This is a genomic window from Ureibacillus chungkukjangi, assembly GCF_003217295.1.
In the GTDB taxonomy this organism is placed as follows: domain Bacteria; phylum Bacillota; class Bacilli; order Bacillales_A; family Planococcaceae; genus Ureibacillus; species Ureibacillus chungkukjangi.
In genome coordinates, this window is record NZ_QJTJ01000017.1 from 1 (window position 1) to 17,821 (window position 17,821).

Consider the following 17,821-nt stretch of genomic DNA (forward strand, 5'->3'; position numbering starts at 1 on the left):
CTAATTCCGCTCCAACATCTTTTTTCTCATTATAAACAAAAGTACCCTACAAGAAGGACTTTTTTTAAAGTGTCCATCTTATAGGGTACATTTTACAAGAGAAAGTGCCCTGTTCCTAATTAAAGATTATAGCCATCATCTGGATTTAGTGACGTACGGTGATCAGTGTTTAAAGCGGTAATCGCTGCAATCTCATCGTTTTGTAAGCTGAAGTCAAAGATATTTAGGTTATCTGCAATACGCTCTGGTGTCGAAGATTTTGGAATAACGATATTGCCTATCTCTAATTGCCAACGTAAAACGATTTGTGCTGGAGTTTTTTCATACTTCGCAGCTAGCTTCTTCACTACTGGATGTGTAAACACAATACCAGTACCAAGTGGAGCCCATGCTGTGATGACGATATTTTCCTTTGCACAGAACTCACGCAAGCTATCCTGCGATAAAGACGGATGACACTCTACTTGGTTCACCATTGGTTTAATAGTCGTCTCCGCAAATAATTGCTCGAAGTGATGCTCATGGAAATTTGAAACCCCGGGAACACGGATTAGCTTTTCTTCATATAAGCGTTCAATTGCTTTATAAGTATCCACTAATGTTGGCTTTGGCCAATGGACTAAGTATAGGTCCACATATTCTAAATCTAATTTCTTCAAGGAAGTTTCAAAAGCTTTTAATGTATTGTCATAGCCTTGATCAGTATTCCAAACCTTTGTAGTGATAAATAAATCCTCACGTGCAATGCCTGATTCCTTAATGGCTCTACCTACTGCTTCTTCATTTTCATAAATTGCAGCAGTATCAATCGCACGGTAGCCTGCATTTAACGCATCAATTGTACCTTGGTAAGCAAGCTCATGGTCCTTCATACGGAATGTACCATAACCAATCCGCGGCATCTCTACACCATTTGCTAGAGTAATTGTTTTAGAAATTGTCATTCTACATTTCCCCTTTAATCTATTATTTCGAGTATAGAAGGAATTACTCTTAAACTTTACCGAAATTCGGGGGAAAATTCAAAGAATATTCACTATATTCATAGGGAATTTTTCATTTGAAAGATGGACGGTTGGACTGATAGGGTTCCCCATAGAAAAAAGGGCTACCCAATTTAAGGCAACCCTCTTCACGAAATTATTTTGATTTTACCGAACTTGTACGGTTCAATGCATGTTTTACAGCATTGACATATTCCTGATTTGTACGTTTACTAATTTCAGCTTCTGGATTGACAATTTCATAAGCATGGAAACCTCCAGGATATAAATGGAACTCCACATCCACACCAGCTTGAGCTAATTTAGTCACATATGCTAGCGTTTCATCGCGGAACGGATCTAGCTGACCTACACATGTATACGTATAAGGTAAGTTCTGAAGCTCTTCTACTTTTGCTCGTGCAGGTGCTGCATAGATTGGCACATTTTCTTTGCCATTTTCGCCATTTAGATAGGCAGCCCAGCCTTTTTCGTTTAAATCATGGTTCCAAATATAATTACCTGTAATTTCGAAACTCGATGGTGTATTATTTCGGTCATCGATCATTGGGTATAACGGCATTTGGAAGCAGATTTCTGGTCCTTTTCTGTCTCTTGCCAGTAATGCCAAGCTTGCTGTTAAGCCGCCACCTGCACTTAATCCCGCAATTCCAACTCTTTTAGCATCTACCCCTAAGCTCTCTGCGTTATCTGCCAACCATTTAAGAGCTGTATAGCAATCTTCTATTGGCGCTGGATAAGGATGCTCCGGTACTAAGCGATAATCCACAGAAACCACAACGCAGCCAGCTTCATTTACAAATTGTTGACATAACCCATCATTTTCCTCAGGGGAACCTAATACATAACCGCCTCCATGAATCCATAAAAGACCAGCTAACTCTTCCGTTTTTGATACAGGCTCATAGATTCGAAGGCGTAAATCATTGCCATCAGGTCCTTCAATGATTTTGTTCGTAATCGTGATGTAAGGATCTTGTGGTGCTAATGGTGCTTGTGCCGCGGCAGCACGTGCAGCTTCATATTGATCTAAATCTAGTGGTGGAAATAAATCTAAAATATCAACAAGCTCAGGATTTACACGATTTTTCATTAACAAATTCCCCCTTAGAATATTCATTCATTTCAAGTTATTAAAGTGTTATTAAAGTGTTTTCAAAATATGTCATTATTATTGAAGCACCACATTTGCCTGTGCTTTTTCAAATGAAAATCCTTCGTAATTGTTGTCAGCCACTTTATCACAAATGACTTTGTAATTATTTAAGCCGCCTACATAAATCACAAATCCGCGTTGCACTCCATCAATGTTCGCTCCTGTATACCAAGAATTTGTATGAGGGAATAGTGTCGAGTTCGCTAAGTCATCACATTCTTTTCCCCATTTAACCTCGGACACTTTTTGCGCTTCAATGGTTTGCAATTCATTCGTTTCTAAATACTCGATACAATGGTCAATCCAGTCCACATGCTGCTCAATTGCAGCTGGCATATTCGTTAATACAGAAGGGCTTTGTGGGCCAGTAATCATAAAGAAATTCGGGAAGTTTTCCATCGTCAACCCAAGATAGGTTTTTACATCTTGTCCCTCTCCCCATTTCTCTTGAATCGATTGGCCGTCCCTTCCTTGAATATCCATTTTCAAAAGAGAGCCTGTCATCGCTTCATACCCTGTGGCGAAAATAATCACATCGCACTCGATTGTGCCTTCACGTAATTTCACGCCATTTTCAGCAATACTTTCAATCGGATTCTCTTTTAAAGAGATTATATTCACATGATCCTCATTAAATATCTCATAGAAGTTCGTCCCGATAATTAATCGTTTGGTCGTAATATAATAATCTGGATGCAGTAATTGTGCTTTTTCTGCATCCTCGATAATTTCATCGATTTTATCGCGCACATATTGAGATACCACGAAGTTAGTTTCTTTATTCACTCCTGTATCCGTATAAACAGAACCTAACGCAAGACCGCCCGATTCCCAAACATAATCCAGGGCTTCCTTTTGGCCGGCTGCATCAAATTCTGTAGCCGATTTTCCTGTTGTGAACATACGAATACCGCCAGTTGTCGTTGTAAATGAATCACGAATGTCTTCGTAGTTTACAATCGCCTGATCCTGTTCTTCTTTTGTTAATCTCTTGTTACGAGCTTCAGCCACATAGTGAGGCGTACGCATTAACAAGGTAAGCTCCTTTGCTTCTTTTGCAATCTCCGGCATGGCTTGTATACCACTTGAACCATTTCCGATAATGACTACCCTTTTACCTGTCAGGTCGACTTTTTCATGCGGCCAACGCCCTGTATGATACTGTTCGCCTTTGAAGCTTTCCGTCCCCTCAAAAGGTGGTATATTCGTAGTAGATAAACACCCAACCCCACTGATAAAATATTTAGCAACGAAGGTTTCGTCTGTATCAGTTGCAATCTCCCATTGCTTTCTATCATTATTAAAGCTTGCTTTAGTAACGCGCGTTTTAAATTGAATATCTGGGCGTAGCTTTAGTTCATCAGCGACAAAGTTTAAGTACTCTAAAATCTCCGGCTGTGAGGCATAGCGATCCTTCCAGCGCCATTTTTTATAAAGTTCTTCAGAGAATGTAAAGTTATAATAGATAGAATCAGAGTCACACTTCGCCCCCGGATAGCGGCTCCAATACCATACTCCACCAACACCGTCAGCAGCTTCAATAACTTTTACCGATAAACCGCGCTCTCGTAGCCTATGCAACATATATAGCCCTGCAAAGCCAGCCCCAATAACGACTGCATCATATTTCTTTTCTCCCATAATATTCCCCCTTATATGTTAGAAAGATTTGTAGGTACCTTTTTCCAAAATGGCAACTGATTGCTTATTGGTGATAAAACGCTTACATTCTTCTGCACCCTTTCATCCACAGACATTGCTACTTTCGTATGCCACTTTATCTTACCAACCATTGCTTCTCCAAAACATTCCTTCTTTTAGCTAGTTCGAATATTATAAATCGGATAATATTTTGAAACTATTACTACTTTTTAGATTAGGAGAGACATATATATAATGAAAGGAGTGATTGCTATGCAAATTTCTACTTGGGCATTAGAAGAGAAACTATCAAATTGTGTTCACTTACACACACAGGAAGAGAAAATATGTCATATTCTCCATGTATTAGATGAACTAGCCTTTTGTGATGCCATTTCGTTTTTCCGTTACAGTCCCATCGGTTATGTAGGTGAAGGCATTGCAGGCTTACAAGATGGACAGCTTCAATCCCTTTCTTATATTCGAGATGATCTTCGCTCTTTGCCGATTGTCAAAAATGCCGTTGAAAAACGTAAAACGACTTTTCATGAAGGAAGAGAAATTATCACTCTCATGTCAAGTCGTTATCATCGCAGTGTGCCATTGAAAGCCTTACTCGTTATTCCCATTGTTGTAAATAATATGACCATTGCCTATATATGTTGCGAGTTTATAAAAAAGTTCAATTACTTCAAAGACAATGAGCTAGAGCAATTCACCCTTTTTGGTCGTTTAATCGGTGAGCTATTTATCCAACCACAAACAATCGCTCATCCCAAATTAAGTCCTCGCGAAAACCAAGTTTTGAGAGCGCTTGCAAATGGTTTATCAACTAAAGAACTTACAAACCTCCTATCGTTAAGTGAGGCAACTGTTAAACAGTACATTAAATCCGTGCTGGTGAAATTAGGGGCGAAGAATCGTACCCATGCAGTGTCAATCTATCTCGGACAAAACCTATGATGGACATCCATTTTGATTATTCAGTTCCTAGCCATAGAAAAAATCCGTCCGTTAATAAATTTACTAACAGACGGATTTGTAATGTTGTTGCTATCTCTAATTTTATAGTACCTTCTCCAAAAACTCTTTGGCACGTTGTGATTTAGGTGCAGAGAAGAATTCTTTTGGAGTAGCATCCTCTACAAGCTGACCACCTTCAAGGAAAAGGATACGATCGGCCACTTCTTTTGCGAAGCCCATTTCGTGCGTCACAATAATCATGGTCATCCCAGATTCAGCCAAGTTTTTCATAACAGCCAGAACCTCTTTTACCATTTCAGGGTCAAGTGCAGAAGTTGGCTCATCAAACAGCATTACGGATGGATTCATTGCCAAAGCACGCGCAATAGCTACACGCTGCTTTTGTCCGCCAGATAAACGATTTGGATATTCGTTGCGTTTTTCAAATAGCCCAACCTTATTTAATAGCTCTTCTGCTGACTTTATCGCTTCATCCTTTGAAATGCCCTTCACCTTGATCGGTGCATAGATTAAATTTTCCAGTACTGTTTTATGTGGGTATAAGTAAAAATGCTGAAAGACCATTCCTAAATTTTCACGTACCTTCATCACATTTTTTTCAGTAATAATGGTACCGCCAACTGAGATTTGCCCACTTGTTGGATCCTCTAATCTATTAATGCAACGGAGAAAAGTAGATTTGCCCGATCCAGATGGACCAATAACAGCAATGACTTCTTTTTCTTTTATTTCAGTAGAGATTCCCTTTAGCACTTCGTTTTTGCCATATGTTTTGTGTAAATTCTCAACTTTAATCACTGCGTCTCATCCTCTTTTCTATCATTTGTCCAAGGAAGGTTAATACAAGAGTCATGACATAATAGATTCCCCCTGCAATTAGCAACGGCTCAAGATAACGGAATGTTTCGCCGCCTACTATGTACGCTCGACGCATAATATCTAAAGCACCAATTACCGTAACAATTGCAGATTCCTTATTTAGTGTAATGAACTCATTCATAAGTGATGGCAATATATTTTTGATGGCCTGTGGCAGTATGATATCCTTCATCATCTTGCTATAAGGCACACCAAGTGCTTTTGCCGCTTCTTGTTGACCCTTATCCACTGCATTAATCCCTGCACGAATAATTTCTGAAACATAGGCAGCAGAATTTAAACCAAAACCTATAATAGCAGCTGGTATTGGCTCGATATTAAAGCCAAGAATTTGCGGCATAGCATAGTAGATCAGCAATAATTGAAGAACAAGCGGTGTTCCTCGGAAGATTGATGTATAAAAGTTCGCAAACCATTTTAAAGGCTTAAACGTTCCGATTTTGCATAGTGCTAATAATATACCAAGTACAAGTCCAATAATTGCTGCAAAAATAACGATTTGTAATGTAATGCCTATCCCTTCTAAGATGTAAGGAATAGAGGGTGTTACACGACTAAAATCAAACATCGCAAGCCCTCCTTTCAAAATTGTCATAATATAAACACGTCATCCAGTTAAACTGAATGACGCTAAATAATTTATTCAACTACAAACCATTTTTTCTTAAGCTCTTCGATTTTTCCTTCATCAATAAGCTCTTGAATAACTCCATCGAATTCAGCCTTTAAAGTGCTTCCTTCTTGGAATACAACAGCCTTGTAATCTGGCTCTTCTACTTTAATAGTAAATGCAGCTAAATCATCATTTTGACTTAAATAATTATCTGATACGATATTTTCAATTACGGCAGCATCAAGACGTCCATTTTTCATTTCTTGGATAAGCTGAGGAATCAAGTCACGGCTTTCAACTGTAAACCCGTGTTCTTCACCAAATTCCTTTGCTAAGTCCTCTTGGATAGATGATACTTGAGCTCCGACCTTCTTGCCTTTTAAATCTTCCATAGAAGTGATATTGCTTTCTTTCATGGAAACCATATATTGCTCTGTTTCATAGTAAGGCGTTGAAAAATCTACTACCTCGTCACGCTCTTCAGTCGGTGTCATACCAGAGATGACCAGGTCATATTTTTTCGCCTGTAACCCAGGAATCAAACTGTTGAAATCACTATTAGTAAATTTCAATTCGTAGCCTAAACGTTCAGCGATTAAGTTTGCTAAGTCAATATCAAATCCGATGATATCCTCACTTACCTTTGTGTCTACAAACTCAAATGGAGCATAGTCAGCAGATGTTCCTACAGTTAATACTTTTGTTTCTTCAGTTGTTGCATCAGTGCTTGAATCCGGCGCAGAACCTGAACCATTTGTTGATGTTTCATTTTCAGCTGTACCACAGGCTGCTAAAATACCGATTACTAATCCTAGCATCAATAAAAATACTTTGTTTTTCATGAGTTTGACTCTCCTTCTCTATTTCCCTATTGTTCTTCCATATATCTTTGAATTGCTTTTTCAAGCATTGTTAATCCATCATCTATTTGTTTTTTTGTAATAGTCAGTGGAGGAATCATACGAATGACCTCCCCTAAATTTCCACATAGGTAGAACAAAACCCCTTCTTCTAATGCATAATCGAGAATTTTCATCACAGCTTGTCCATCAAGTTCACCTGTTTTCGGATTGGAAATTTCAATGCCAATCATTAAACCGGCAGAACGTACATCGCTGATGACTGGGTATTTCTCTTTCAGCTTCAAAAGCTGTTCCGTTGCATAGGTCCCTACTACTTTTGAATTTTCCACAAGGTTTTCTTCATGGAATATTTCTAAGGTTGTTAGGGCAACTGAGCAAGCAATTGGATTTCCTCCAAATGTCGTCCCATGCATGCCTAAAGGCCATTTTTGCATTAATTCCCTTGAAGCAACAGTCGCACTTAGCGGCAGACCCGAAGCAATTCCTTTAGCGATTGCCATTATATCTGGCGTTACCCCAAAATATTGTGCAGCAAACCATTCCCCAGTTCGACCAAAGCCTGTTTGAACCTCGTCAAAGATCAATAGAATGCCATGCTCATCACAAATTTCACGTACCCTCTTCACCCAGGCTTTTGGAGGAATAATGTAACCACCCTCACCAAGAACAGGCTCCATAATGACACACGCTACTTCCTCAGGTGTCACCTGATGCTGGAACAGACGTTTAAAATCCTTTTCAAGCTGTTCTACACAGTAAACCTCTGGGTCAACTCCCACTGGGCAGTCCTTACTATCTGCATATGGGATTTGATAAGATAAATGTGATGGCTGCAGGAATTTTCTATATTTACTCTTAGAAGTGGTAACTCCTAAAGCTCCCATAGAGCGGCCATGGAAACACCCCGTGAATGACACAACATATGGGCGTTTTGTTACAAACTTCGCAAGCTTTAATGCACCTTCAATCGCTTCAGTTCCACTATTTGCAAAGAAAAAGCAATCTAAATCTCCCGGTAGCACCTTCCCCAGCTCTTCAGATAGTCTTAAAATGGACTCGTACATAATGACACCTGAAGGACCATGGACAAGCTGGTCGGCAGCATCTTTAATACTTTGAACTATTTTGGGATGGCGATGACCAGTGTTGGTTACAGCAATACCAGATGTAAAATCCAAATACTGTTTTCCATCTGCACCATAGTAATAGCAACCCTCTTCTTTAACAACTGGAATATTCGGATGATCCTTCGCCATACTTGGTGCTAGATAATTTCCCATCTCATCATATAAATCAAGCCAGTTATTCAAGATATTTTCCTTCTTTCTAAGTTGTATAATTTATAAGATAGCATTCTATCTATATATTGCAAAAGTTTCAACATTTATATATATTACTACTCAGCGTATAATTATGCAATTGTATTTTTAGGATACCACCCTTTGTTCCCACAAAATTATGTCCAATTCTTTAACAAACCCTCGCTAAATCCGTGCTGTTTTTCTCCTTTTGTATGGATTCCTTCTATATTATGTCATTGTTCTTTTAGGTCATTATATGAAAAAAATATTGCCCAAGCTGCTAGCTCCTGAGCAATATCCTTTATAGTTTTTTTCTATTAAAGTGTTACCGTTTACTATAATTGATAAATAGAGTTTCATCTAATTAATTATCTTTGCTTAATCTAAGCTCTTTATCCAGGCAATCGCTTCGTTTGTGATTGCTTCCCAATTTCCAGTTTGCAGCCATTCCTTTTTTATAAGGTCACTTCCTGCACCGACAATATCTGCACCTGCTACTAAGTAGGTGCTTGCAGTTTCTAGGTTGATACCACCAGTTGTCATGATTTGAATATGACTTAACGGACCTTTAACATCCTTTATAAACTTTGTCCCTAAGGAAGATGCTGGGAAAAGCTTAATGATCTTTGCGCCTGCACTGTAGGCCGTTTGCATTTCAGTTGGGGTAAATACTCCTGGAATAACAGGAATCCCCTTTTCAACACATAAATTTACTACATCTACATTCAATGATGGCGATACGATGAATTCAGCTCCTGCCTCGATAGCTTTTTCACAGTCCTGTACTGTTAAGACTGTCCCTGCACCGACTAAAAGGTTTTCATTTTGTGTTTTTACCTCATGAATCATTTCAATCGCATTTTCAGAATCCATTGTAATTTCGACTGCTTTTATTCCGCCATCACTTAATGCTTTCACTAGGTCCTGACATAGGTGATAAGGAACTTTTCGTAAAACTGGTATTAACTGAATGCCTTGTAATTTATCATACATAGCTGTAACTCCCTATCGTTCGATATTTTCGCGTGCTCCTAAAAACACCTCTACATCTTCTAAATAAGGCAATCCTTCGTTATCTCCCTCTACTTGGACTACCATCGCACCGACTGCATTTGCTAATTGAATCGATTTTTCCACTGGCCAATCCTGAATGACCCCATAAAGAAAGGCAGCATCAAAGCCGTCTCCAGCACCTACTGTATCGACAACCTTTTTCACAGGAAAGCCTGGGACATTTACAAATCTATTATTCTCCAAAAATGATGATCCAACTGCTCCGTCCTTCATGATTACCTGACTGAAATCATATTTTTGAAGCTCTTTAATAAACCGCTCCTCATCTTCAGTATCAAATAAGATTTCTAATTCCTCTCGGCCAGTCAATAAGAAATCGACATAGGGCAAATAGGATTGTAATGTCTGTCTTGCTTCTTCCTTTGACCAAAGCTTCAAACGAATATTTGGATCTAAGGAGACCTTTACGCCATTGTCCTTTGCAATTTTAATCGCCTCTAAAATGACCTGACGATTTTGCTCTAAAATAGCTGGAAATACGCCAGTAACATGTAAAATTTTCGCTCTTTTTATATAATCAATCGGCAAATCATTACTATTAAATGTTTCTGTCGGTGATTTGTGGCGATAGTAAAATGTTTTGCTATCCCCTGAAGCATGTACTTCCTTAAAGTTCAAGGATGTTGGATAGCCCTCGATCAGCTTTACCTCCGAAACATCAATACCCTCACCTCGAACAGTGTTGAGTATATGTCTGCCAAACTCATCTTTCCCTAGCCGACTAATCCAACCAGCCTGCAAGCCCAATCGTGCACAGCCAATCATTACATTCAATTCCGCTCCACCAATTTTACGTTTAAATCCATCAACATAACGGAGTGGACCTTTCACTGAAGGGTCAAATGTAATCATGCCATCTCCAATTGTAATAATATCCATATCATTAACCTCACTCAATTCGATTTATCGGCCCATCCAGCCTCCATCTACTACTAATACATGCCCTGAAACATAGTCAGATGCACGAGATGCTAAAAATACAGCTGTGCCTGCTAAATCATCTGCTTGGCCCCAACGTCCAGCCGGAATACGTTCTAAAATTGATTTATTTCTTTCCTCATTATTACGTAATGCCTCTGTATTATTTGTAGAAATATAACCAGGTGCAATTGCATTCACTTGGACACCAAAAGCAGCCCATTCATTTGCTAATGCTTTTGTTAAGCCTGCAATTGCATGCTTACTTGTCGTATAACTAGGAACATTTATGCCACCTTGAAACGATAACAAAGAAGCAATATTAATAATTTTGCCTGATTCTTTTTCAACCATTTGTTTACCAATGGTTTGACATAGAGTAAATACGGAGTTGATGTTCACATCCATTACTCGATTCCATTCTTGAACATTATGAGCCGCTGCTGGTTCACGGTAGATAATCCCTGCATTATTCACTAAAATATCAATTGTATATTTATCTAAAATTGGTTGAAGATTCGATTGTAAATTTTCAACATCACTTAGATCTATTAAAAATGTTTCGTAAGTTCCTTGTAGTTCAGTAATTTTGTCTTGTGTTTCTTGCATATTATCCTGATGCCCAACTAATATTAAGTGAGCTCCAGCTGCTGCTAGTCCCACAGAAATTGCTTGCCCAATCCCAGTACGGGCACCTGTTACAAGTGCAGTTTTTCCTTTTAGTGAAAAATAGTCTAATTGAAAACTCATGCTTCTTCTCTCCATTTCTATTGGAAATTCAACTATTCTTGATTTCTTAAATTATTGGACGCTTATTATCTACCTAACCAGCCGCCATCGATGGCCATTGTAAAACCATGAACATAATCGGAGGCACCTGATGCTAAAAAGACTACAGCCCCTTGCATATCTTTACCTGTTCCCCAGCGACCTGCAGGAATACGTTCCATTATTTGTCGACTTCTTACTTCATCTTGAATAAGTGCTTCATTCATATCTGTTGCCATATAACCAGGCGCTACACAATTGACATTGATGCCTTTTGAGGCCCATTCATTTGCTAGAGATTTAGTGAATTGCATAACTGCTCCCTTACTTGCAGCATAGGCAGGAACAGTAAGCCCTCCTTGAAATGAGAGTAAGGATGCGACATTGATGATTTTTCCGTACCCGCGTTCTAGCATAGGTTTTCCGAATGTTTGGCATAAACTAAAGACAGCATTTGCATTGACATTCATCACATAATTCCAATCCTCTTGAGGAAATTCAACAGCTGGATGTCGTTTTTGAACCCCAGCATTATTCACTAAAATATCAATCTTACCTAGCTTTTCTTCTATTATAGATAGAAGCTCTTTATGCAAAGCTAGATCGCTGATATCAAAAGCAATTGATACAGCTTTTACACCAAAGCTTTCTAGCTCTTTTACAGTCTCTGGACTTTCCGTTCTTGAAATAATGGCTACATTAGCTCCTGCCTCAGCTAAACCAAGAGCGATATCCTTACCTAATCCACGGCTTCCGCCAGTTACTACAGCATTTTTACCAGTCAAGTCAAATAAATGGTTCATGCGTTTCCTCCTAAAATGCGTATAAAACTTTAATCGCATTTGTTGGTGTTGTTAATAATTCAAAGCCTTCTGATGCTTGTTCCGAACTTAATACATGGGTTATAATCTCAGCAAACTGAGGAACCTTTGTTATTAAATCTAGTGCTAACTCTATATCCCGTTTTGTATAGACTCTGACAAATTGAATCGATAGCTCCTTGAACATCCCCTGGATTAAATTCATCTCAGTTGGCTTTTTATAGGCAGCAACAATTACAATCGTTCCCTGGACCTTCACGATTTCTGTTACTTGTTTTAAAACTGAGGGATGACCTGCACAGTCAAATACATAGTCAATTCCAGTATTTCCTGTCATTTTAGCTAGCTCTTGAACTACGTCATCTTTCATAGAATTGAATGTAGTAAACCCTAATTCTTGTGCCTTTTGAAGTCGCAATTCATTCGCTTCAATAACGATTACCTCTGACGCTCCATATGCTCGTAATGTTAAAGCTACACACAAGCCGATTGTTCCGGCACCATACACAACAGCACGATCCCCAACAAGAAATTTTGCTGTCCTTACAGCATGTACTGCAACAGCAATTGGTTCAGAAAGTGCGCCAAGTTTTAAGGAAACATCCTCTGGTAATGGAATGACTTTATCTGCCTCAACGGCTACATATTCTGCCATACCGCCATCAACATCAATCCCTACTAATTTTAAATCGTCACACACGTGAGATTGTCCGGTGCTGCAAGGGATACAAGTTCCACAGCTTATTAAAGGGTTAACTGTCACATTTGTACCAATTGGGAATTTAGGGTGTTCACTTTCTATTGTTGCTGAAAATTCGTGTCCTAGAATAAGAGGAGCTTGTGCTCGTGGATGTGTGCCTGCAAAAATATTTAAATCAGTTCCACAAATCCCTGCATAAGCATTTTTTAATAAGACGTAGCCTTTAGGTACCTGTGGTTTCTCTACTTCTTTACATTCAACAGTATTTGGAGCTGTATAAATAATTGCTTTCACGTATTTTCCTCCTTTACATCGGTTTCCTTAACGAGATTAGAAAAGCGACCAAAAGTACCTCTTATAATACCTTCGGACGCCTTTTCAATTGTTATTTAATAAGGCCTAGTAATTGCGGTAACCATAATGAAAGTTGTGGTATATATGTAACTAATAATAGAACTACAACCGTTACTGCAAAAAACGGTATTAATGGTCGAATTACTTGTTCAATTTTCAATTTCGCTACACGTGCACCGATAAATAAAACTGGTCCTACAGGTGGAGTGATCGTACCAATACTTAAATTGAAAACAACCATGATTCCGAAGTGTACTGGATCCATTCCAAACTGTGTAACAATTGGGAAGAAAATTGGTGTGAAGATTAATATCGCTGGTGTAGGGTCCATAAATGTACCTACTATTAAAAGCACGATATTCATGATGATTAAAATAATAATCATGTTATCTGTAAATCCTAATAATAAATCAGCTATTAACTTTGGAATGCCTGTAAACGACATCACCCAAGACATAATTGTTGAAACGCCAATTAAGAAAATTACGATCGCTGTTGTGCGAGTTGAATCCATCAATATTTTAGGCAAATCTTTAACTTTAATCGTTTTATATATAAACGAAAGCAACAAGGCATAAACAACAGCTATCGCTGAACCCTCTGTTGCTGTAAATACGCCCATAATGATACCACCAATTACAATGATGATTAAAAATAGACTTGGAATCGCATCTATAAAAACTTTTAACGCTAATTTAAATGGAACTCTTTCATTTGATTTATAGCCTTTTCTTTTTGCTATGAAAAACGCCATAATCATACATGCAATTCCCCATAAGATTCCCGGAACATATCCTGCCATAAATAGTGCTGCAATCGACGTTCCTCCACTTACTAGGGAAAAAACAATTAGTGTATTACTCGGTGGAATCAGCATTCCTGTTGGGGCTGATGCAATATTTACGGCCGCACTAAAAGTACGATCATACCCTTCCTTTTCCTGCATTGGAGCCATTGTTGAACCAACAGCAGCTGCTGCAGCAACAGCAGATCCTGAAATCGAACCAAACATCATATTAGCTAAAATATTGGTTTGTGCTAAAGATCCAGGCATACGTCCTGATAATACCTTGGCACAGTTCACCAGACGCATAGCAATTCCACCATTATTCATAATAACTCCAGCTAATATAAAGAAAGGAATTGCTAATAATGCAAAGGAATTCATCCCTGTAAACATTCGTTGTGCTGAAGCCTGAAGAGCATTTTGAGGATCTAAAATCGAAAACATAGCTAGCATCGACGCGATCCCCACACTAATACTAATTGGAGCACCAATTATTAAAAAGAATGCTACCCCTGCAAATAAAATTAAAGCTGCTATCCCTGCAGATATCATCGCTTTTTGCTCCTCTCTTGTTATTACACAGCTTCCAATGGTTTTTTATTTTTCGCAATTGTATAGATGTTGTAAATGCAATAGAAAATAATAAATACTCCGCATATCGGCATCGCTGCATATAAGTAACCGACTGGTATTTGTAACGCCGCTGATAATTGAGTCCATGCTAATTTTGTAATCGTCATCCCACCAGAAAGTAAAACAAGAGCAGAGAAGAAAATAATACTTAGCTCTATAAAGATTTGTGTAACCATTTTTAATTTTTTCGGGAATGCTTCTTGAATGAATTCAATACGCATATGTCCATTTTCTCCAAATACAAAGGCAGCTCCAAATAGCACTAGCCAAACAAAACAATATTTCGCTAATTCCTCTGAGAAAGCACTTGGATTATTCAATACAAAACGTGTAAATACCTGCCACGTAACAAGGAGAACTAATGCGCCGAATAACACGACGCATATAGTTGATAAAATCTTATCAAGCACTTTTTTTATTGTCTCCATGAAATCACCACCAATTATTTTGCTGCTTCACGAACTTTTTCATATAATTTCTTAGCATTTTCAGAAGTTAACTTCTCTTGAACAACCGGTTCTGTAGCTTTACGGAATAAATCTACATCCACTTCGTTGAAAGTTGCTCCAGCTGCTTCAGCATCAGCAATTGCTTTTTTTGCATCCTCATCCCACATCTCAACCTCGTGGTCAATAGCCTTTGCTAACTCATCTTTAAAGATTTGTTGATGCTCTTCACTCATACCATCAAATAGCTGTGAGTTGATAAGTAAAAAGTCGGGTAGCATTAAGTGATTTGTATATGAATAATACGGTGAGATTTCTGCGTGTTTAAGGTTAGCAAAGATAAGCTCGTTATTTTCTCCACCATCAATTACACCTGATTGAATCGCTGTATATACTTCACCTTGGCCCATTGGTGTACCAGTACCGCCCATTTGTTCCATCATTTTAATATTTGTATCCGACTCGATAATACGAATCTTTAATCCTTTTAAATCTTCAGGAGTATTAATAGGTTTTTTACTGTTGTATACATTACGCACACCTGAATGGAATGCACCAGCTACATATAAACCTTGGTCTTTAAGAGAAGAATATAAATCCCCTACGATTTCTTCATCACTCAATACAGACATTTGATGTTCTGCTGATTCAAAAACATAAGGTAAGTTAAATACTGCGAAATCCTCATTGAAGTTTTCTAGTAAGCTTCCTGCTACAATCGACATTTGAATTGTTCCAGTTTGAACTAGTTCAACTGTTTCACGTTGTGCCCCTAATAATTCATTTGGGAAGATATCGATTTCATATGCTCCATCTGTAAGCTCTTTAAATTTTTCACCAAACTCTTCCATCGCTTTATATTGTGGATGATTTTCTGGTTGGTTAAATGCCACTTTTAAAACCTGTGTTTCACCGCTTGAAGACGCTTCACCTGAAGCTGGAATTTTTTCATCCCCGCCACAAGCTACTAATATAGCTAAAACTAATCCCATAACCCCTAATAACATTAACTGTTTGAATGACTTTTTCATTTTGGTCCCCTCCAAATATGAGTAATAATTAAATTTTATTTACAGGATAGTGAAGCTTTTCATGCTTCACATATCTCACTGCTTCTTCAGCAACTTTTCTCTTTAGCTCTTGAGCTGCTTGCTCTGAATACCAAGCCATATGCGGTGTACATATAAATTGTTCTAGCGCTAGCAACGGTGAAGTTGAACTTATCGGTTCCTTTTCCGTTACGTCCAATGCAGCACCTGCAATTTCTTTAGAAGCCAGTGCTTCATATAGCGCAGCTTCATCAACAATGCCCCCTCTTGATACATTGATGAGATAGCTCGTCGACTTCATTTTTGCGAATACGCTTTCATCAAATAAATGATGGGCTTGATCTGAGGGACAGTGAATTGAAACAATATCTGCCTGTGTAATAAGCTGCTCAAAATCTACAAACTCAATAAACGATAAGGTAGAATCATGTTTCTTAGACTTTGCTGAAATATCATAGGCAATTACTTTACAACCTAATGCATGAACCTTTCTCGCAAAGACTGAACCAATACGTCCTGCACCAACAATCCCTACCACTTGTTCGTTATGACGATAGATTGGGATACTCTCTTGATAGTCCCATACTCCCTCTTTAACCAATTGAGTCATTTTTGTAATTTTCCTTGTAAGCGTTAACATTAGTGCTAAAGCATGGTCAGCAACTTCATGTGTTCCATAATCCGGTACATTACAAATCTGTACTCCATATTTCGTTGCTGCTGCTAAATCAATATTATTTACTCCTACACCATAGCGAACGACCAATTTTAAATGAGGTAGCTGAGAAAGCACCTTTTCAGTAAAAGGTGCATACTGATTAATGATTACAGATGCTTCCTGGCAATTATGAATTACATCTTCTTCTGTTAGATTTTGTTGTAATTCTAGGAAAATATTATTTTCACTAAAAATCTTTCTTTCAATCTCAATATCCTGATGATCACAGTCGGAAATAATCACTTTCATTTAGCATCACCTATTTTGAGTTTATTTCAAATCCTTCATAGCAACATGGTCCATATCATCAAAATCTAAATTTTCTCCACACATTCCCCAGATGAATGTGTAGCTTTTCGTGCCAATTCCAGAGTGAATCGACCAACTTGGAGATAACACTGCCTGCTCGTTTGCCATTACAATATGGCGAGTTTCGCTTGGCTGCCCCATTAAGTGGAATACTCGTGTATCCTCATCCATATCAAAATAGAAATATACTTCCATTCGACGTTCATGTGTATGACAAGGCATTGTATTCCAGCCACTGCCTTCTTCCAACACAGTCATTCCCATGCTTAGCTGGCAAGTTTCTAATACATCCGGATGAATGTACTGATTAATCACGCGTTTATTCATGTTCGTATCAGCACCCATAGGACGTTTGATGGCCTTTTCTTGATCAATCTTTACTGTTGGATATTTAGCATGAGCTGGACAGCAATTTATATAGAATTTTGCTGGATTACTAGAATCAACCGATTCAAAATATAGCTCCTCAGTTCCTCTGCCAATATATAAAGCTTCCTTATTACCAATCTCGTAAATGTCTCCATCACAGATTATACGTCCAGGGCCACCTACATTAATAACACCCATCTCACGTCGTTCTAAGAAGTACTTTGCTGCTAGCTCTTTGCCAGCATCTAAAGTTACCTTTTGGTCGATTGGATAAATCCCTCCGTAAATAATTCGATCTACGTGGCTGTAATTTAATGTCCCTTCATTTTCAACAAACAATTTTTCCATTAAAAATTCTTCTCTTAATTTTTCAGTAGTGTAATGCTTCACATCTTCAGGGTGATGTGCATAAACGATTTTCATTATTTTTCCCC

At 38.3% G+C, this 17,821-nt stretch carries 18 protein-coding genes; 1 reads left to right on the forward strand and 17 read right to left on the reverse strand.

The features are described 5' to 3' along the window. Nucleotides 1–119: 119 nt before the first annotated feature. The 3 genes from BJ095_RS12285 to BJ095_RS12295 form a co-directional block, all read right to left on the reverse strand. Nucleotides 120–944, reverse strand: coding sequence for an aldo/keto reductase (locus BJ095_RS12285; protein ID WP_107933501.1), 825 nt, complete (start codon nt 942–944; stop codon nt 120–122). Nucleotides 945–1,140: 196 nt separating this feature from the next. Next, on the reverse strand, nt 1,141–2,097 hold the full coding sequence (locus tag BJ095_RS12290; RefSeq protein WP_107933503.1) for an alpha/beta hydrolase: 957 nt from the start codon (nt 2,095–2,097) through the stop codon (nt 1,141–1,143). Between the two features lie 78 nt (nt 2,098–2,175). Further along, a complete protein-coding gene (locus tag BJ095_RS12295) occupies nt 2,176–3,801 on the reverse strand; it encodes a flavin-containing monooxygenase (RefSeq protein WP_107933505.1) in 1,626 nt (541 codons plus the stop codon). A 255-nt stretch (nt 3,802–4,056) separates the two neighbouring features. On the opposite strand from BJ095_RS12295, the gene BJ095_RS12300 reads away from it, so the two are divergent. Further along, nucleotides 4,057–4,764 carry a response regulator transcription factor gene (locus tag BJ095_RS12300; protein ID WP_107933507.1) on the forward strand — a complete coding sequence of 236 codons (708 nt, stop codon included), beginning with the start codon at nt 4,057–4,059 and terminating at the stop codon, nt 4,762–4,764. 102 nt (nt 4,765–4,866) lie between these two features. Here the strand turns inward: BJ095_RS12300 and BJ095_RS12305 are convergent, their stop codons facing one another. The 14 genes from BJ095_RS12305 to kduI all read right to left on the reverse strand — a co-directional run bounded on the left by BJ095_RS12305 (nt 4,867) and on the right by kduI (nt 17,810). Beyond that, complete coding sequence (locus tag BJ095_RS12305) at nt 4,867–5,583, reverse strand: amino acid ABC transporter ATP-binding protein (protein ID WP_107933509.1); 717 nt, start codon at nt 5,581–5,583, stop codon at nt 4,867–4,869. Next, nucleotides 5,576–6,232 carry an amino acid ABC transporter permease gene (locus BJ095_RS12310; protein ID WP_107933510.1) on the reverse strand — a complete coding sequence of 219 codons (657 nt, stop codon included), beginning with the start codon at nt 6,230–6,232 and terminating at the stop codon, nt 5,576–5,578. Before BJ095_RS12310 ends, BJ095_RS12305 begins: the two co-directional genes overlap by 8 nt. A gap of 71 nt (nt 6,233–6,303) precedes the next feature. Then, nucleotides 6,304–7,119 (reverse strand): ABC transporter substrate-binding protein, encoded by an 816-nt coding sequence (locus BJ095_RS12315; protein ID WP_107933512.1) that lies wholly within the window; start codon nt 7,117–7,119, stop codon nt 6,304–6,306. Nucleotides 7,120–7,145: 26 nt separating this feature from the next. Beyond that, nucleotides 7,146–8,453 carry an aspartate aminotransferase family protein gene (locus tag BJ095_RS12320; protein ID WP_107933514.1) on the reverse strand — a complete coding sequence of 436 codons (1,308 nt, stop codon included), beginning with the start codon at nt 8,451–8,453 and terminating at the stop codon, nt 7,146–7,148. A gap of 366 nt (nt 8,454–8,819) precedes the next feature. Then, nucleotides 8,820–9,434, reverse strand: a complete 615-nt coding sequence (locus BJ095_RS12325) for a bifunctional 4-hydroxy-2-oxoglutarate aldolase/2-dehydro-3-deoxy-phosphogluconate aldolase (RefSeq protein WP_107933516.1) — start codon at nt 9,432–9,434, stop codon at nt 8,820–8,822. A 12-nt stretch (nt 9,435–9,446) separates the two neighbouring features. Further along, a complete protein-coding gene (locus BJ095_RS12330) occupies nt 9,447–10,394 on the reverse strand; it encodes a sugar kinase (protein ID WP_107933518.1) in 948 nt (315 codons plus the stop codon). A gap of 24 nt (nt 10,395–10,418) precedes the next feature. Beyond that, nucleotides 10,419–11,183, reverse strand: a complete 765-nt coding sequence (gene kduD / locus BJ095_RS12335) for a 2-dehydro-3-deoxy-D-gluconate 5-dehydrogenase KduD (protein WP_107933519.1) — start codon at nt 11,181–11,183, stop codon at nt 10,419–10,421. Between the two features lie 65 nt (nt 11,184–11,248). Next, complete coding sequence (locus BJ095_RS12340) at nt 11,249–12,004, reverse strand: SDR family NAD(P)-dependent oxidoreductase (RefSeq protein WP_107933521.1); 756 nt, start codon at nt 12,002–12,004, stop codon at nt 11,249–11,251. A gap of 10 nt (nt 12,005–12,014) precedes the next feature. Then, nucleotides 12,015–13,016: a zinc-dependent alcohol dehydrogenase gene (locus BJ095_RS12345; protein WP_107933523.1), complete on the reverse strand. Its 1,002-nt coding sequence runs from the start codon at nt 13,014–13,016 to the stop codon at nt 12,015–12,017. Between the two features lie 91 nt (nt 13,017–13,107). Continuing rightward, on the reverse strand, nt 13,108–14,415 hold the full coding sequence (locus BJ095_RS12350) for a TRAP transporter large permease (RefSeq protein ID WP_107933525.1): 1,308 nt from the start codon (nt 14,413–14,415) through the stop codon (nt 13,108–13,110). 23 nt (nt 14,416–14,438) lie between these two features. Continuing rightward, entirely contained in the window at nt 14,439–14,924 is a 486-nt protein-coding gene (locus BJ095_RS12355) for a TRAP transporter small permease (protein ID WP_107933527.1), read from the reverse strand. A gap of 14 nt (nt 14,925–14,938) precedes the next feature. Continuing rightward, the gene (locus BJ095_RS12360; protein WP_107933529.1) at nt 14,939–15,973 is read right to left on the reverse strand and encodes a TRAP transporter substrate-binding protein; all 1,035 of its coding nucleotides are present in this window, start codon (nt 15,971–15,973) and stop codon (nt 14,939–14,941) included. A gap of 28 nt (nt 15,974–16,001) precedes the next feature. Further along, a complete protein-coding gene (locus BJ095_RS12365) occupies nt 16,002–16,958 on the reverse strand; it encodes a C-terminal binding protein (protein ID WP_107933531.1) in 957 nt (318 codons plus the stop codon). 21 nt (nt 16,959–16,979) lie between these two features. Beyond that, nucleotides 16,980–17,810, reverse strand: a complete 831-nt coding sequence (kduI, locus tag BJ095_RS12370; protein WP_107933532.1) for a 5-dehydro-4-deoxy-D-glucuronate isomerase — start codon at nt 17,808–17,810, stop codon at nt 16,980–16,982. Between the last annotated feature and the right edge of the window lie 11 nt (nt 17,811–17,821).

Excerpts from the sequence above, each read along its gene's own strand:
- BJ095_RS12285 (WP_107933501.1), bottom strand. The coding sequence starts at position 944 with ATGACAATTTCTAAAACAATTACTCTAGCAAATGGTGTAGAGATGCCG.
- BJ095_RS12290 (WP_107933503.1), bottom strand. The coding sequence starts at position 2,097 with ATGAAAAATCGTGTAAATCCTGAGCTTGTTGATATTTTAGATTTATTT.
- BJ095_RS12295 (WP_107933505.1), bottom strand. The coding sequence starts at position 3,801 with ATGGGAGAAAAGAAATATGATGCAGTCGTTATTGGGGCTGGCTTTGCA.
- BJ095_RS12300 (WP_107933507.1), top strand. The coding sequence starts at position 4,057 with ATGAAAGGAGTGATTGCTATGCAAATTTCTACTTGGGCATTAGAAGAG.
- BJ095_RS12310 (WP_107933510.1), bottom strand. The coding sequence starts at position 6,232 with ATGTTTGATTTTAGTCGTGTAACACCCTCTATTCCTTACATCTTAGAA.
- BJ095_RS12315 (WP_107933512.1), bottom strand. The coding sequence starts at position 7,119 with ATGAAAAACAAAGTATTTTTATTGATGCTAGGATTAGTAATCGGTATT.
- BJ095_RS12325 (WP_107933516.1), bottom strand. The coding sequence starts at position 9,434 with ATGTATGATAAATTACAAGGCATTCAGTTAATACCAGTTTTACGAAAA.
- BJ095_RS12330 (WP_107933518.1), bottom strand. The coding sequence starts at position 10,394 with ATGGATATTATTACAATTGGAGATGGCATGATTACATTTGACCCTTCA.
- kduD (WP_107933519.1), bottom strand. The coding sequence starts at position 11,183 with ATGAGTTTTCAATTAGACTATTTTTCACTAAAAGGAAAAACTGCACTT.
- BJ095_RS12340 (WP_107933521.1), bottom strand. The coding sequence starts at position 12,004 with ATGAACCATTTATTTGACTTGACTGGTAAAAATGCTGTAGTAACTGGC.
- BJ095_RS12350 (WP_107933525.1), bottom strand. The coding sequence starts at position 14,415 with ATGATATCTGCAGGGATAGCAGCTTTAATTTTATTTGCAGGGGTAGCA.
- BJ095_RS12355 (WP_107933527.1), bottom strand. The coding sequence starts at position 14,924 with ATGGAGACAATAAAAAAAGTGCTTGATAAGATTTTATCAACTATATGC.
- BJ095_RS12360 (WP_107933529.1), bottom strand. The coding sequence starts at position 15,973 with ATGAAAAAGTCATTCAAACAGTTAATGTTATTAGGGGTTATGGGATTA.
- BJ095_RS12365 (WP_107933531.1), bottom strand. The coding sequence starts at position 16,958 with ATGAAAGTGATTATTTCCGACTGTGATCATCAGGATATTGAGATTGAA.
- kduI (WP_107933532.1), bottom strand. The coding sequence starts at position 17,810 with ATGAAAATCGTTTATGCACATCACCCTGAAGATGTGAAGCATTACACT.